The organism is Clostridium muellerianum (assembly GCF_012926525.1).
GTDB lineage: Bacteria > Bacillota > Clostridia > Clostridiales > Clostridiaceae > Clostridium_AM > Clostridium_AM muellerianum.
This window is the reverse complement of record NZ_JABBNI010000025.1, coordinates 1-15,698: the sequence shown is the minus strand read 5'-3', so window position 1 is coordinate 15,698 and position 15,698 is coordinate 1. Positions and strand designations below refer to the sequence as shown.

Annotated in this window: 16 protein-coding genes and 1 pseudogene; 15 read left to right on the top strand and 2 right to left on the bottom strand. The window is 28.4% G+C overall.

The genetic code is table 11. The features are described 5' to 3' along the window. Positions 1–78: 78 nt before the first annotated feature. The 8 genes from HBE96_RS13095 to HBE96_RS13060 all read left to right on the top strand — a co-directional run bounded on the left by HBE96_RS13095 (position 79) and on the right by HBE96_RS13060 (position 6,718). Entirely contained in the window at positions 79–648 is a 570-nt protein-coding gene (locus tag HBE96_RS13095; RefSeq protein ID WP_169298191.1) for a GNAT family N-acetyltransferase, read from the top strand. A gap of 501 nt (positions 649–1,149) precedes the next feature. Next, positions 1,150–1,473 (top strand): hypothetical protein, encoded by a 324-nt coding sequence (locus HBE96_RS13090; RefSeq protein WP_169298190.1) that lies wholly within the window; start codon positions 1,150–1,152, stop codon positions 1,471–1,473. 487 nt (positions 1,474–1,960) lie between these two features. After that, positions 1,961–2,614, top strand: a complete 654-nt coding sequence (locus tag HBE96_RS13085) for a hypothetical protein (protein WP_169298189.1) — start codon at positions 1,961–1,963, stop codon at positions 2,612–2,614. Positions 2,615–2,741: 127 nt separating this feature from the next. After that, a complete protein-coding gene (locus HBE96_RS13080; RefSeq protein WP_169298188.1) occupies positions 2,742–3,371 on the top strand; it encodes an HD domain-containing protein in 630 nt (209 codons plus the stop codon). A 254-nt stretch (positions 3,372–3,625) separates the two neighbouring features. Beyond that, positions 3,626–3,829, top strand: a complete 204-nt coding sequence (locus tag HBE96_RS13075; RefSeq protein ID WP_243186931.1) for a hypothetical protein — start codon at positions 3,626–3,628, stop codon at positions 3,827–3,829. Positions 3,830–3,931: 102 nt separating this feature from the next. Next, entirely contained in the window at positions 3,932–4,369 is a 438-nt protein-coding gene (locus tag HBE96_RS13070; protein WP_169298187.1) for a MarR family winged helix-turn-helix transcriptional regulator, read from the top strand. A gap of 84 nt (positions 4,370–4,453) precedes the next feature. Beyond that, positions 4,454–5,815 (top strand): MATE family efflux transporter, encoded by a 1,362-nt coding sequence (locus HBE96_RS13065; RefSeq protein ID WP_169298186.1) that lies wholly within the window; start codon positions 4,454–4,456, stop codon positions 5,813–5,815. A 144-nt stretch (positions 5,816–5,959) separates the two neighbouring features. Continuing rightward, positions 5,960–6,718, top strand: coding sequence for a hypothetical protein (locus tag HBE96_RS13060; RefSeq protein WP_169298185.1), 759 nt, complete (start codon positions 5,960–5,962; stop codon positions 6,716–6,718). A 286-nt stretch (positions 6,719–7,004) separates the two neighbouring features. On the opposite strand, the pseudogene HBE96_RS13055 reads toward HBE96_RS13060, so the two are convergent. Continuing rightward, a pseudogene (locus HBE96_RS13055) lies at positions 7,005–7,436 on the bottom strand (4Fe-4S binding protein); the annotation flags it as partial. 208 nt (positions 7,437–7,644) lie between these two features. On the opposite strand from HBE96_RS13055, the gene HBE96_RS13050 reads away from it, so the two are divergent. The 7 genes from HBE96_RS13050 to HBE96_RS13025 all read left to right on the top strand — a co-directional run bounded on the left by HBE96_RS13050 (position 7,645) and on the right by HBE96_RS13025 (position 14,076). Next, positions 7,645–8,328, top strand: coding sequence for an ArsR/SmtB family transcription factor (locus tag HBE96_RS13050; protein WP_243186930.1), 684 nt, complete (start codon positions 7,645–7,647; stop codon positions 8,326–8,328). A 181-nt stretch (positions 8,329–8,509) separates the two neighbouring features. After that, on the top strand, positions 8,510–8,635 hold the full coding sequence (locus tag HBE96_RS26680; protein ID WP_281064348.1) for a hypothetical protein: 126 nt from the start codon (positions 8,510–8,512) through the stop codon (positions 8,633–8,635). Between the two features lie 396 nt (positions 8,636–9,031). Next, positions 9,032–9,703, top strand: a complete 672-nt coding sequence (locus HBE96_RS13045; protein WP_169298184.1) for a response regulator transcription factor — start codon at positions 9,032–9,034, stop codon at positions 9,701–9,703. 127 nt (positions 9,704–9,830) lie between these two features. Next, on the top strand, positions 9,831–10,706 hold the full coding sequence (locus HBE96_RS26855; protein WP_169298183.1) for an ATP-binding protein: 876 nt from the start codon (positions 9,831–9,833) through the stop codon (positions 10,704–10,706). A 118-nt stretch (positions 10,707–10,824) separates the two neighbouring features. After that, a complete protein-coding gene (locus HBE96_RS13035) occupies positions 10,825–11,595 on the top strand; it encodes an ABC transporter ATP-binding protein (protein WP_169298182.1) in 771 nt (256 codons plus the stop codon). Beyond that, positions 11,585–13,186, top strand: coding sequence for an ABC transporter permease family protein (locus HBE96_RS13030; protein ID WP_169298181.1), 1,602 nt, complete (start codon positions 11,585–11,587; stop codon positions 13,184–13,186). Before HBE96_RS13035 ends, HBE96_RS13030 begins: the two co-directional genes overlap by 11 nt. A gap of 503 nt (positions 13,187–13,689) precedes the next feature. After that, positions 13,690–14,076, top strand: coding sequence for a hypothetical protein (locus HBE96_RS13025; protein WP_169298180.1), 387 nt, complete (start codon positions 13,690–13,692; stop codon positions 14,074–14,076). Positions 14,077–14,242: 166 nt separating this feature from the next. Here the strand turns inward: HBE96_RS13025 and HBE96_RS13020 are convergent, their stop codons facing one another. Further along, entirely contained in the window at positions 14,243–15,199 is a 957-nt protein-coding gene (locus tag HBE96_RS13020) for a tyrosine-type recombinase/integrase (RefSeq protein WP_169298179.1), read from the bottom strand. Between the last annotated feature and the right edge of the window lie 499 nt (positions 15,200–15,698).

Sequence of the window (15,698 nt, the reverse complement as noted above, 5' to 3'; positions counted from 1 at the left end):
AACGTGGTATAATTTTGATATTAATTAAATCACAGTCGTAAAAAAGTGAGTAAATTTATATTTGGGGGGGGAATGTTAATGAACCACTTGGGAACACAAACTATAGAAACGGAACGACTGATATTACGTCGATTTGAAATTAGTGATGCTCAAGATATGTTTAATAACTGGACAAGTGATGAAGATGTTACAAAGTATTTTATGTGGTCTGCGCATAAAGAGATAGATGATTCAATAAAACATATTAAGTCACTTATCGATGAATATGAAAAAGTGAGTACTTATGTCTGGGGAATTGAACTTAAAGAAATTCATCAAGTTATTGGTCAAATTGGAGTGACTAGGTACAACGAGAATGTAGAATCTGTTCATGTTTATTATTGTATAGGTAAGTCCTGGTGGAATAAAGGGATAACCTCTGAGGCTTTTTCTGCAATAATAAAATATTTAATGGATGAAGTAAGGGTTAACCGTATAGAAGCTAGACATGATCCACGTAATCCTTACTCTGGCAAAGTAATGGAAAAGTGTGGTTTGAAGTATGAGGGCACACTAAGGGAAGCTGGTATAAATAATCAGGGAATATGTGACGAGTCATGGTATGCGTTGCTTAGAAAAGATTACTATGAAAATGAGCATATATCATAGTTTAATTTTATAATCCATGCCCAATCGTATTAGTATTTTCTACAAGTTAAAAGATTTGATTTTCAATTGCATCAATTTCTTCTTAATTTAACATAATGACTAGAAAAACGAACAATTTACTTAAACACTGCATTATTCAAAGCTGGATTTTGCAGTGTTTTTACGTCGCATTACAAAGACTATTTGTATCTATTTTAAATTTACGATATATACTCTTTCTGAAAAAATGTGATGTAATTATCAAAATTTTAAAATCCCAATGATGATCTTTGCTACGAAAATAGAATAAGCAGTAGGCGTACCATGTCAAATCTCATACCCATTTTTATTGGCGGCTGTTAGGCAAATCATGAATCGTTGAAAATTAAATAATACGGTGTTAAAAAGTGGTATAAAAAGTTTAATATTTACAAGTTATATGGAGTAAATGGTTTTAAAATGATATAATGTAAGTATTTGGGACTAAATAGCAAAATGAAATTTTTATACAAGGAGGAAATTATGTATAAATCGAAACAATCAAAGATTGGAATTATATCTTTTTTTCTAGCATTTATCCCTATTATATATGCTGTTATACAGGCCATTCTAGATTTTTCTACGCCTATAGTTTCAGGATTTAACAAAGGAGCAGCAATTTCATATTTTATTATGAATTTAATATTTGCTATATCTTTGGTCAGTTTGGTTCTTGGTATTGTTGCACTTACGCGAAAAGGATATAAGAAAGGTTTGCCGATAAGTGCAGTGATAATAAGCGGATTAATTTTATTGATACCACTTATTAGTTCAATAAAAAGTATTACCAAAGTATTGAATATTTAAGTTATTTAATTGGAAAAGTAAAACTTACTACTATAGTTTTTACATGAAATAAATAACAGTTGTAAATTTATGTATAGTATTTATAATGTGGAATGACCCAGATTTATATATCACTTTTCCTACAGATAAGCCTATATTGGCACAACACGATATCGACGCACCGTTTCTAAAAGATAGTGATTGTAATTTGTAATTGATACTAAACTATTTAGAATAATTCAACATTTTAGTTTTGTATATTCTTATTTAGCGAAATAATTGAAAAAATGAATGATTCATAAAAACACTGTATTATTTAAAAATTTTACAGTGTTTTTTCGTGGTATTACCAAAAACTAGTTGTATCTATTTTAAATTTACTGAGGTTTGGCTTGATATGTAACAATATTACAAATATGATATAATCTTTATAAACCTTAGTGAAAATTATAAAATAAAATTTAATAAAGTTTATTGATTTAATTTTTATGCAATTGGAGGAATATTAATGTCTTTTGAGAGAAATAAAGATGACAATATAAATAATAATAATTTTATAAGTATTACTAGCAAAGTAGTAAAAATATCAGATGCTAAAACAGATGAAAGACTCCATCAGTTGCTGAAAGAATATGCTAAGTTAGTGACTGTACGTACTCATCCCCATAAATTTAAGGAAATAGAACAGTATTTTTTTAAACAATGTGATGCTTTACCTCTAGCCTTAAATGATGATCGTTTGAGCCTTTTTAAAGCAGATGTGATTATGAGACATTTTAAAGATAAGGAGCATAAAGCACCAAGATTTTCTGATATGACAGACGAAGAAATAACAAAATGGCATAAAGAAAAAAGTGATTTGTTTCTTGAGGCTCAGTGCGCTCATCCTCAACAATTTGGGCTTAATATTCATGGATACTATTTACCTCATACAGAACGTAATAAAGTTTTTTACGATGATCCTTATCAAGGGAGTGATATATGTTTCTTCTTTGAGGAAACTACGGAGGAGTACTATTTTACCTGTGTTGAATGTAATCTTATGTATCAAGTAATAATTTTTATTGGTATAAGTGAGAATGATATTAAAAAACATAATCAACATTTCGTAACATACATCAATGCAATGGTTGAAATGGGATATTTGCCTAAATTATATTAAGAACGATAATTTTTAATATCTATATATAAAGATAAATAGTAATTTGTAGAGCAACTTAACAGCGATTTAACTAACTATGGAACAAGGTAACAAGCTAGAATTTGCATTATACATATAGGAGGATAATATGTTTCCAAATAAAGAAATGGCTGAAAAAGAATTAGAAATAGCAGGACAATTAAACCAAGGACCGTGGACAGAACATTCTATCAATGTAGGATTAGCGGCTCAAATTATTGCAGAAAAATGTAGTAATATTAACCCAGTCAAAGCATATGTGTTAGGACTTCTTCATGATATAGGTAGAAGATATGGAGTAAGTGCTAGAAGACATGGTATTGATGGATATAAATTTATGAAGGAAAAAGGGTGGGATGAAGTAAGTAGAATTTGCTTGACACATTCATTCCCAGTACCTGACTTTGACAAAGAAATAGGGAAAAATGATATGAGTGATGAAGAAAGCGAATTTGTTAGGAAGTATCTTAATGACATAATTTATGATGACTATGATAGACTGTTGATTGTTTGTGATGCACTTGCAGATGCTCAAGGTTTTTGTATGTTAGAAAAGCGGTTTGTTAATACAACAAGACGTTATGGAACATTTCCATTTACCGTGGAGCGTTGGAATGCAACATTTGAAATGAAAGAGTATTTTGAGCAACAAATGAATTGTTCTATATATGATATTCTTCCAAATATAAAAGAGAGCACATTTATAGATGTACCACTATGGAAACCACCAGTAAAATAGACAAATTCCAATTTAAGTTTGAGTAATGAAAATAGCAATTTATTTTTAGAACATAAGATGAAAATAAGAAAAAAAGTACACTTGCCCATTAGAGTTAGTGCACGACATGATTAGTTGTTTTAAAGGAGCTTGCTTCTAAAAAGTATTTTAATGAAAATAAAACTTTTATTGAAAATTTAAAACCTGATGTTCTTTTAATTGAAAGTAGACCTGAACAACTGGATAATGGCAATTTTGCAGATGGTCCTACTGAAATGCTTTATTGCCATTTGATAGCAAATAAACTTGGTATTCCAGTAAAAGGTGTTGATTGGGGTATCCCAGATGACAAAAATAAGCCTAATTCAACTAATTCTATAAGGGATAACTATATAAATGAAAATATATTAAAAAACGTTATTGGACATAAAAAAGTGTTAATTTTAATGGGAACGGGTCATGTACCGCTTGAATATTAATGAAAGAAACATTATAAATATAAAATAAATATTGACACTTTGAATTCTAATTGTTAAACTATAAATAGTTAGCAATCTAAGAAAATTTCGGGAGGAATTTGAATGACTAATTCTAGATACTCTATACAAACACCATATTCACAATTAATAAGAAGTATTGCCATAAAAATGAAACTCAGTTCTGATGAAAAAGTGAAAAAGTTAGGATTAAATTCTCAACAAGGACGCATGATAGGTTATATTTATGAACATCAGGACAGTGGTATTATTCAAAAAGATTTGGCACGAGCATTTCAACGTACAGAAGCAAGCATTACAAGTATGCTTCAAGGGTTAGAGAAAAAAGGATATATAGAAAGAAGAATTCCTAAAGAGAATGAAAGACAAAAATATATATATGTATTGCCTAAAGGTGCTGAATTAATAGAAGATTTTAATAAATCATTGGTTGAGGAAGAGGAAAATATTATTGCAAGCTTGACGGAACAAGAAAAAGAGACGTTGTTAGCTTTGCTATTGAAAGTAGATAGAAATTTATAAGTTATTAATATAATAACTTATACCTAAAAACTTAGAACTCTAAGAATATGAATTCTAAGAATACTTATTGTGGAGGATGAAATTATGAAACAAAAATTGTCAAACGAATATTATTTAGAAAATGCACCAATTACTAAGGCAATTGCACATTTGTCTATTCCTATGATGATTGGTATGTCGGTAGGTACAATATATAATGTTATTAATGCTTTTTTTATTGGACTATTAAAAAATACAGATATGTTAACTGCCATTACTTTAGGACTACCAATTTTCACTATATTGATGGCTTTTGGAAATATGTTAGGAGCTGGAGGTGGAACATTTATAACTCGTCTTGTTGCAAAACAAAATATAGATAAAGCTAAGAAGGTAGCAGGATATACTTTTTACAGTAGTATTACCATAGGAGTTTTGCTTGGAATAATCTTAACAATAGCACTTACTCCTATTGTTAAGATTATGGGGGCAGATACTTCTGCTATTATTAATTATACAAAAAGCTATTCTTTAACTATGTTTATTGGTGGTTTTGCAATTGTAATGAACTTTGCATTGGAGCAGGTTGTGAGAGCAGAAGGAGCATCAAAAGAATCAATGTTCGGAATGGTTGTAAGTACAATTTTTAGTCTTATTTTTGACCCATTATTTATACTATTATTTAAATTTAATGTTGTAGGAGTAGCATTGTCAATGATTTTAGCTAATATAGCTTCATCTATTTACTATGTTTATTACTTGGAAACGAAAAGTGAGAATTTAAAAGGATTTATTAAGAATTTTAATATTTCTCTTAAAGATAAAATAGAGATATACAAAATTGGGGTTTCTGAACTGTTCCTAGCTGGTTTTCTAATTATTACAACTCTTCTCTTGAATAATTATTCAATTAGATATGGAGAAAGTGTAGTAGCTAGTTTTGGGATTGCTTTGAGAATTGTACAAGTACCAGAATTTCTTGCAATGGGGCTTGCACTAGGAATTATTCCTTTAATTGCATATAATTTTTCTAATGAAAACTTTAAGAGATTAAAGGACAGTATAAAACAATCAGCTTTATGGATTTTGGGATTATCAGGCGGAGTTGTTACTTTAGTTTATATTTTTAGAAATGTAATTATTCATCTGTTTTCTAATGATGCAGCAGTATTAAGTGTTGGAGTTTATATCATGGCTGCCATGCTTATTTCCGCATTTTTCAATGGATTTACAACATTATTTATAGGAATTTTTCAAGCATCAGGTCAAGGAACACCATCAACAATTATGTCAATTACACAGGGAATTCTTTTTATTCCTGTCATAATAGTATTGAATAATTTCTTTGGATTGCATGGTGTTATATGGTCCATGACCATTACAGAAATAATTACATTTTTGACTGGAGTAATACTATATATTATTTTTAATAATAAACTAAAGAAGAATCAAGCAGTAGCAAACTAGCATCAATAAATATTGTATCTATTGAGAATTTAAGATAGATACACTTTATTTTTTATTGCAATAAAGTAAAGTTTGATATTTGTAAACTATGTTATAATTTAGTAAAAGATGAAATTGTAATTTATCGTGGAGAGGAGTTAAATAATGAATCTATTTACAATAAACTATGCTGCATTGGGGAAAAACGAAAAAAAACAGATGTATTATGATTTTTCAGAGAATGCTCAAGAAACTTTTAATAAATATTCAGATAAGACACAAATATTAGCACAACTTCTTTTTATTAATAGAGTGTTTAATTCATATAGTGAAACAATGATGAAGGTTGGAAAAGAAATGTCCATTTTGATGAAGGATGCACTAAATATGTTATGGGATTATTTGGAGAACAAGTGTGATATCAGTAATTTTGAGGTGTTTTCCAGTGGAATTGATGCTGTTACTTTATTTCTCAATACAGGAGAGGAAATAGAAGCAGGGGAAAATCTAAATTTCTGGGAAAAGTATTCAGATGAGTGGCACGATACTACTAATTCAATATTATTGCTCAATGCTTTTGGTGCATTATTTTTTCAAATACATGAAAAAAGTATAGATTGGTATTCAATAAGTGAGGATTGCCTTTTAGGAGAACTTAACGAAATTGTTGGAAGTTATTTTGAAGATGTTTATACAAATCCAACAGATGGATATAAATATGATGAGTTAGAACTTAGAATAAGTCAAATTTGCGAAAGTTCTACTTTTGTAAAGATTATGTCATGTATAATAAAAGATATGAAAGAAGCAGTGAATTCTGAAGAAAAAGGTGTTAATGAAATTACAAGACTAAGAGCTGAATACAAAAATAAGTTTTTATTTTCACCAATAGAATGTGAAAGATTAGCTGAGTACTTTAAATAGTAATCTTTTATGATTGTGTCTTTAGTGTAATACAAAGTTATAAATTCCAATTTAAGGTTGAGTAATGTAAATAGTAATTTGTTTTTAGGGGATAGTGTGAAAATAAGAAAAGAATATACCTGCCCATTAGAGTTAGTGCATAACGGTAGCTACGTCCCTAGATAATTCATCTAAACTTAGTGGAAGAAACAAAACTCTAAAGAGAAAGCGATTCACCTTAAATCAAAGATTTAAATGCTCCTCTCTAAAGTAAAACAAGTGTATATACTAATTTATATGAACATGTTTATTTTATGGTGCGTTGCTTAGGTATCCTACTCTCACAAGGCACACCTATCTGACATTTTCCACAGCCCAATCTAGGCTTATATTTTTCAGCTGTTTTGCTCAAAAACTTAGAGCATATCATGTGATCTTTACCATTTTCTATAGATATTGCATTGACTGGACATTTTTTTGCACATGAACCACACATGGAACAATATTCATAGACATTTTCATACCCTCTCTTCTGAGGTGGCAAATATAATTCTGTGATTATACTACCAAATCTTCCAGCCATACCTTTTGGGGTTATGAGACCTTTAGAAAGTCCAAATGTTCCAAGTCCACATACAAAAGCCACATGTCTTTCGGACCAATTGCTTGTAAATGATGCTTCTAGGTGGGGCGAATATTCCTTAGCCCAAAACCTTTCATCCAAAGCAGGCACTACACTAAATTTCTTTAATATATTCATTCAAATTATAATGAAGGAGAATAACCATATAGAAACTACATAATAGTTCATATACTACTTTTAAGTTTTTTACAAAAGTGCTCCCCTAACTATAATTTAAAATAAATTTATGATATTATTATATAACGAAATTATTTCGATATATATGGAAGTAATGTATTTAATTTATATAAATTTGGAGGCTATTATGTTGAAACCAGATCCTATGATAGATGATATAGCATCATTAATAGCAGATTCTTCTAGATGTATAATGCTTATGAGTCTGCTTGGAGGACAACGTACAGCAGGAGAATTAGCTAAAGCAGCTAGTATAAAACCACAAACAGCAACCTTTCATTTATCTAAAATGGTTAATGCCGGAATAATTGAAAAGTATGCATATGGTCGATATAGATATTTTAAATTAGCTAATGAGGATATTGTAAAGTTACTTCAATTGCTTATGAAGCTTTCAAAATCACCTAAAATAACTTCACTAAGCCAGTCTATACATTCAGAAGCTTTAAGAAACGCAAGACTTTGCTATGACCATATTGCTGGAAAATTAGGAATAAAGCTTACGAAAGCTCTTTTAAAATTTAACTATATTGAATTAGAAAAAGACATATTTTATATTACTGAGTTAGGGTATAAAAAATTTATTGAACTAGAAATTATAAAAAGCAGAATAAAAGATATAAAAGGGCTAAGTGGCACTAAATGTTATGATTGGAGTGAAAAAGACTATCATATAGCTGGTAAGCTAGGATATATCATTGCTAATGGATTAATTGAATTATGTTGGATTAAAAAATCTCAAATAAATAGAGAATTAGAGATTACTAAGGTAGGCAAAGTAAATTTATATAAGAATTTTGATATAAGTTAATTTTTACCCTATATGAAATCATATATAGCATGTACCCATACATTTAAAGAAACAGAGCAGTATTTTTTATAGGGAACGTTAAAATCAATTTTAATAATGACAAACTATAAATTTAAACTTCGAATCTGATATTAAAAAAGGTAAATTTAACATAGTAGTTCTAGATGACAAATATAATATTTTGAAAGTAATAAAAGCAAATTCAAATGGAAAAGAAAAAATAAATGCCACACAGGATGGAAAATATAAAGTTGAAATGCTAGGAAAAAATGCTGGAGGAAAAGCGTTTGTATATTGGAGCAAATAAATACTTGCTAGTTTGTAAGTATAGCCCAATATCAATAGAGATTGATTTATAGAAAATAATTCATATTTTAAAGTTAAGTATTATAAATAATAAATTAAGTTGAAAAAATACTTAAACAATTTATGAGTAATTTGAAATTATTGTGACATAACTTTTGATACTGTAAACACGAATGATGCTCTTTAATAATTGAATAATCCAGTGTTAAAAATTTCTACCCTTTCTGTAAAATAATGAAAATATATGGATGTTATGATATAATTTTTATAATAATTAAATCGCAGTTGCAAAAAATTATGAAACTTAGTTATAAGAATGAGAAATTTTAAGTAGTCTAAGCATAAATTTAGTATATTTATTTAACTTTTTCTTTTATGAAAATGGGGGATATAAACTATGAAAATATTAATTGTTGAAGATGATATTTCTATCGCTGAGTTGCTTTGTGATTCATTACAAAAGTGGGGTTATGAAGTTGACTATATAAGAGATTTTTTGAATATTACAGAACAGGTAGCGAGAATAGTACCACATTTGCTGTTATTAGATGTCAAATTACCATTTTATAACGGATTTTACTGGTGTAAAGAAATACGAAATATTTCTAATATACCAATTATTTTTATATCTTCAAACAGTGACAAAATGAATATGGTAATGGCAATGAATATGGGGGCTGATGATTACATCACTAAGCCTTTTGATATATCAGTGCTTGTGGCAAAAATACAAGCTTTACTTAGGAGAACCTATACTTTTCAAAAACAAAATAATATGATTGAATACCATGGCTTAATTTTATTGATTGATGAAAACTCAATTTCATACAATGGTCAAAAGGTAGAGCTAACAAAAAATGAATTTAAAATTCTGGAGCTTTTGCTAAAAAATAAGGGGTGTCCCATTTCAAAAAAAGATTTGATGATGAAGCTATGGAATGACGATTATTTTGTTAGCGATAATACTTTGTTTGTAAACATTGCCCGTTTAAGAAAGACACTTGAAGATATAGGATTACCTGAGATAATAGTCACAAAGAAAGGTATTGGATATATGGTAAATGAATAGTATGAAAACATTGATTTTTTGTCTAAAAGCATTTTTAAAATCAGCTTATCGACAGATTATTTTTTTTCTTTTTTGCATAAGCTTTTATGTTTTATCCGCCATATTGTATAAAAGTCTGGTTTCATCAGTGATTTACACCATTTATGTACTTACATTTCTTGGTGCTGTTTATTTTATCGCTGAATTTATAAGGTTTTATCGTAAACATATATTTTTACAAAATGAAATTAACAAAGATTTAATTACAATAGAAGAAGAAAATTTTAGCAATAATCTTATTGAAACAGATTACCAAAACTTATTACTTAAATTATATAATCAGTCAAAGCGTTTGTTAGATGATAGAGAACAGTTAAATAGAGAGCAGTCTGATTATTTTAATTTATGGGTGCACGAAATCAAGACTCCAATTTTTGTTTTAGATCTTCTTGTTCAAAATAAGATTAAGGACACTGATACTATACTTAAATTTAAACAAGAATTGTTTAAAATCGAACAATATACTGAAATGGTTTTACAATATCTAAGAATTGAAAGTCTTACAAAGGATTTTAAATTCCAGCAATATTCTCTTTATAAAATCGTAAAAAATGCTGTAAAAAAATATAGTATAATTTTTATCAACAAGGATATAGAACTTAAGTTACTTGAATTTGAGACAACCGTACTTACGGATGAGAAATGGTTTTCCTTTATATTAGAACAAGTGTTATCTAATTCACTGAAATATACAAAAGAAGGAAGGATATCCATAGAATTTGATGCATATTTGAACGAACTAAGAATTTCAGATACAGGTATTGGTATTGCTTCTGAAGATTTAGAAAGAATTTTTGAAAAAAGTTTTACAGGATACAATGGAAGAAGCGATAGGACATCAACGGGAATGGGTTTGTATCTCTGCAAAAAAGTAGCTTGTGCATTAAATATTGAAATATCTGCAGAGTCTGCACTAAGACAAGGAACAACAATCAAGCTGCGTTTTGATAAATATAAAGTATAATTTTTACATGACAAAAATGTAATGTTAGATATAAAAATGTCATCTAGGCTTAAGATATAGAAACTTCTTTTACTATATAATTAACTTATAAAGCGAGTTAGTAATGGGAGGAATTGTTATGGCATTTTTAGAAGTAATAAAATTAAAAAAGATTTATAAAGCAAAGCTGGGAAACGTACAGTATACAGCGCTTAAAAATGTAAGTTTTTCTGTAAAAAAGGGAGAGTATGTTGCAATTATGGGGGAGTCTGGATCAGGAAAAACAACTTTGCTTAATATAATCAGTACACTTGATAAAAGTACTGATGGTCAAGTAATTCTTGACGGAATGAATATGTCTATGTTAAAAGACAAAGAAATTTCTTCATTTAGAAGAAAAAATCTCGGTTTTATATTTCAAGATTTTAATCTTTTAGATACCTTTTCGGTAAAAGATAATATTCTTTTACCGTTGGTTCTTTCAAATGTTCCAATTGACAAATCAAAACAAGAGCTGGAACTGCTTGCTAGACAACTTGGACTAACCGAACTTTTAAATAAGTATCCTTATGAAATTTCTGGTGGACAAAAGCAGCGTGTAGCAGTTGCCCGCGCCCTTATTACACAGCCCAAACTGGTATTAGCTGATGAACCTACCGGAGCGCTTGATTCTAAGTCTGCTGGTAATTTACTTACACAGTTTGAAGAAATTAATAAGAACGGACAGACAATTCTAATGGTGACCCATAGCACACAGGCAGCAAGTCATGCTAGCCGTGTACTTTTTATTAAAGATGGTGTTGTATTTCATCAGCTTTATAGAGGAGATTTGACAAGACAAAAGTTTCTTCAAAAAATATCCGATACACTTACCCTAATTATATCTGGGGGTGTCAATCATGAAAACTAAATTTTGTTTTAAGCTGGCAATAAATAATCTTAAAAGAAACAAACAAATTTATATTCCTTATCTTATTGCAAGCATTAGCACCATATTTACTTTTTTAGTGTATGTAGCAATTGGAACTACAAGCACAATGACAAGCTTGCCACTTCAATCAGAATTTGTTCAGACTTTCTTTAAAGTAGGAACGATTATTATTGGGCTGTTTAGTGTATTTTTTCTAATTTATGCTAACAGTTTTCTGATGAAACAGCGAATGAAGGAGTTTGGATTATTTTCTATTCTTGGACTTGAAAAAAGGCATATGATACTTGTTTTATTTTTCGAAACAATCTTTATTGCTATTACATCTTTTATTTGTACACTGATTCTTGGACTTGTTTTTGGAAATATTTTCTTCAGGTTATTTGTCAATATTATGCATCTTAACGGAGAGAATTATTTTTTTATTGGAGCAAGAGCAATTACAAAAACATTCTCGTTACTTGCAATTATTTATGGAATTGTTTTTGGAATCAATATCTTTAAGATACATCATACCAAAACTATTTCTCTTTTGAAAAGCAATTCCATTGGTGAGAAAGAACCTAAAGGTCATAGTTTAATTGCAATTGTTGGTTTTGTATTACTTATATTTTCTTATCTTTATGCTCTCTCTGCTACCAAGATTTCGGATTTAATTCTGTTTACACCGATTTTAATGACTGCTACCTACTTAGTATTCATAGCGGGTAGTATCGCTATTTTAAAAGCAATTAAAAAGAATGAAAAGCTATATTATAAGCCGCAAAATTTTATATCAGTTTCAAATCTTATGTATCGTATGAAAAAGAATGGTGTGGGGTTAGCCAGCATTTGTATTTTTAGCACAGCTATTATTTTCTTGCTTTCTGTTGTTTTCTCTGTATATTTTGGTAAGGATAACATGCTTAAAACAAGATTCCCAAATTCCATTGAAATAAAAGCAACTGAAAATCTTGAGGGGTTTTATACCAAAATTCATCTTCTTGCAAAAAATAACAATATAACTTTAAATGATAAACAAGATGACTTTTCAGAAGCTGATAATCAGTACACTCTGTCTTTTAATACAGAAGGAACTGAAAAAAATCGAATTGCATTTGCAAAGAATATAAAGAATTCTATAAAAGAAAAGTCAACTATTACTTACTTTGCAAGCAGAGATTTAGAGAGCCTTAATTGGTATAATTACTTTGGCGGTGGTTTATTTTTATGCGTCTTTATGGGAGTTCTATTTTTGATTGCACTTATATTGATACTCTACTATAAGCAGCTTTCAGAAGGGATAGAGGACAAAAAACAGTTTCAAATTCTACAAGATGTTGGAATGGATAAGTGTGAAATAAAGTCTACCATTAATCAGCAAGTAAAATTGATGTTCTTCTTACCTATTGGAGTAACAATTCTGCACATGATTGTTGGATATAATTTAATATGCAGAGTTTTAGCGGGATTTCACTTATCAGATACACTATTAATTTTCAAATGCATATTAATTGTAATTATAGTATTCTTTTTTGTTTATGTTGCAGCATATAAGATTACATCAAACATTTATTATAAAATCATTAATTGATTGCAATAGTAAAGTATGGTAAGCTAAATATGGGGGAGTTAAATCCACCGCTAACAAAACAATCAAAAAATCGAACAATTTTTATAAACACTGCATTATTCAATTTTGAATTCTGCAGTGCTTTTGAGTCGCATTTCAAATTTGGGATAGATAGATCTTCTTTTTATATTAGTATTATAGGTGGACAATCCCACCTATAATTTTTTAAGATGTTTTTATCAAATAATTCTTAAAATGAAATGAAGTTTCCTTAAAAATACATTTTTAAATTGGATTTTATACTGTTGAATTAAAATTAAATTTATTATATTAAACCATAAGGCTTCGCCTTAATTTTTGAGCGTTATAAGGTATTGATAAATATAATTTTGAATTATAAAAATGACTTAATACAATTTAATTATATGTGTACACTTGAAGTTACTAGTTTGTATTTTAACTTTTACTAAGTGTAATAAACGATAGTAATTTATTGAGAATGATTATAAATGGGGGATAGTTAAATGTTATGTAAAGAAGATATAATTAAAATACTCAAGGAAATAGATTTGCCATTAAGTGAATATTGGATAACTTCTGGTGCAGGATTAGTGATTCATGGAGTTAAAGAAGCCACAAGGGATATTGATTTGGGGTGTACAACAAATTTAATTGAACAATATTTGAGAAAAGGCTGTCAATACAGAGTATCATATGATAACTTAAAAATAGTAGAAGTAAGTGACAAGATTGAATTGCTTGAAAATTGGTTTGTAGATGAAATTGAATTCATTGACGGATTGCCAGTTGGTAGTTTAGAAAGTATTAAAAAACAAAAAATGGAACTGGGGAGAGACAAGGATATTTATGACATAAAACTTATAGATGAATATATTAAAAATAAAAAGTAATTCTTAAGATGAAATGAAGTTTGCTTAAAAATACATTTTGTTATCAAAACCACGTTTTTAAAATATGGAGCTATAAGCCTTTTGAAATAATAATATACGCAGTGTACTAAGAAAAAACATTAAGCTATATCAGCCGGAATACAGCTTAACGTTTCTTTGGTTACTTTTATCTAACAGCCTGTAATTTTTTTACCTCAGAAGGGGGTATTTTTCTAAAACCTTTATCTGTTCTATATGCTTTAATTAAACCTTTATTACACCATTTAATTACAGTAATAGGTGCTACATTAAATATTTTTGCAAATTCTGAAGGGGTAAGCATTTCCTTTAAGGACTTGTCCAAGTAACTTTTATGTTTTGTAGTATAACCTAATAACTCATCTATTTCTTTCAGAGTATATCCCTGTTCTTTTAACTTAAGTTTGTAAAAGTCTCTTAAAGTAGTTATAGTAATATTGTCGTCAGGACAATTTTTCCGTAGTATCCAGCGCAGTCCTGTATCTGTATATTTTGTACCCCTCTCATTTATAAAAAGGTAATCTTCCATAGTATATATCTCTTTCAAATATAATTTTAAACAGCTTTCTACATTGGAATTCATAGGAACTTTTCTTGTATAGGAACCAGTTATATTTATAACTCTTTCATCAAAATCTAAATCTTCTAAGGTAAGTTCAGTAACTTCAGCAGCTCTTAATCCAGAATACGCAATTAAATTAAGCATAGTGTAGTTTTTTATTCCATCTATAGAGCAAATTTTTTGAAGTAAGTTTTCTATGTATTTTTCATTTACATAATTATTCTTATTAACTTTGGCTTTTGACATTTTCACTTTCAGAGAATTATCTATTACCATTTCTTTTTGAATACCTTCACTTATTAAAAAGTTATTATAGGATTTAAAGAAATTAATATAATTATTTATATAACTTTCACTTATGTTTGAAGAAATATTCTTTATGTACTTTTTAACAATGTTTTTTTCTAATGTTTTAAATGGAATTTTTATAACTTCTTCATACCATTTTAAGAATTTCCTTAAATAATATATGTATAGGTATATAGAACTGTCCTTCATATTTTGTTTTAGCAAATAATTATTATATTTATAAAAATCATTCATTTTTCATTCTCCTAATTTAAGTATACTTTAATATAAATTATAACAAATTATTGCATATAGAAAATATATTTTATAATATTTTTGCTACTAATATATGAGTATACTTATTAAATTTTCAAAAAGTGGGAATTGTTAGGAAAACATCACTGCTGTTAAGAATATGATAGTTAGTAACTAACTAATATATGTATTTCAGGGTGAATGAATAAATGCGAATGTCAGGATATTAACATAACTTTGAGTTAGGTAAATACTTATTTGGCTTAAAGTATAGCATTAAATAACTTGGAATAGATTTTGATGTATTTATGATCATATAAAAAATTGTATTGCACTAATATAAAAAGTCCAGCTAAGAAATGTCAATAAGAAACTTCAGTTATGCAATTTTAAAATCTAAATTTCATATTGAGGATAAAACATGATTTATAGGTTATTTCATCCAAAATTAATAGAAACACTTATACAGTTTTATAAAATGGATTTTCAAAAAACTTTT

Coding starts and splice junctions, on each gene's coding strand:
- HBE96_RS13095 (WP_169298191.1), top strand. CDS start 79: ATGAACCACTTGGGAACACAAACTATAGAAACGGAACGACTGATATTA.
- HBE96_RS13090 (WP_169298190.1), top strand. CDS start 1,150: ATGTATAAATCGAAACAATCAAAGATTGGAATTATATCTTTTTTTCTA.
- HBE96_RS13085 (WP_169298189.1), top strand. CDS start 1,961: ATGTCTTTTGAGAGAAATAAAGATGACAATATAAATAATAATAATTTT.
- HBE96_RS13080 (WP_169298188.1), top strand. CDS start 2,742: ATGTTTCCAAATAAAGAAATGGCTGAAAAAGAATTAGAAATAGCAGGA.
- HBE96_RS13075 (WP_243186931.1), top strand. CDS start 3,626: ATGCTTTATTGCCATTTGATAGCAAATAAACTTGGTATTCCAGTAAAA.
- HBE96_RS13070 (WP_169298187.1), top strand. CDS start 3,932: ATGACTAATTCTAGATACTCTATACAAACACCATATTCACAATTAATA.
- HBE96_RS13065 (WP_169298186.1), top strand. CDS start 4,454: ATGAAACAAAAATTGTCAAACGAATATTATTTAGAAAATGCACCAATT.
- HBE96_RS13060 (WP_169298185.1), top strand. CDS start 5,960: ATGAATCTATTTACAATAAACTATGCTGCATTGGGGAAAAACGAAAAA.
- HBE96_RS13050 (WP_243186930.1), top strand. CDS start 7,645: ATGTTGAAACCAGATCCTATGATAGATGATATAGCATCATTAATAGCA.
- HBE96_RS13045 (WP_169298184.1), top strand. CDS start 9,032: ATGAAAATATTAATTGTTGAAGATGATATTTCTATCGCTGAGTTGCTT.
- HBE96_RS13035 (WP_169298182.1), top strand. CDS start 10,825: ATGGCATTTTTAGAAGTAATAAAATTAAAAAAGATTTATAAAGCAAAG.
- HBE96_RS13030 (WP_169298181.1), top strand. CDS start 11,585: ATGAAAACTAAATTTTGTTTTAAGCTGGCAATAAATAATCTTAAAAGA.
- HBE96_RS13025 (WP_169298180.1), top strand. CDS start 13,690: ATGTTATGTAAAGAAGATATAATTAAAATACTCAAGGAAATAGATTTG.
- HBE96_RS13020 (WP_169298179.1), bottom strand. CDS start 15,199: ATGAATGATTTTTATAAATATAATAATTATTTGCTAAAACAAAATATG.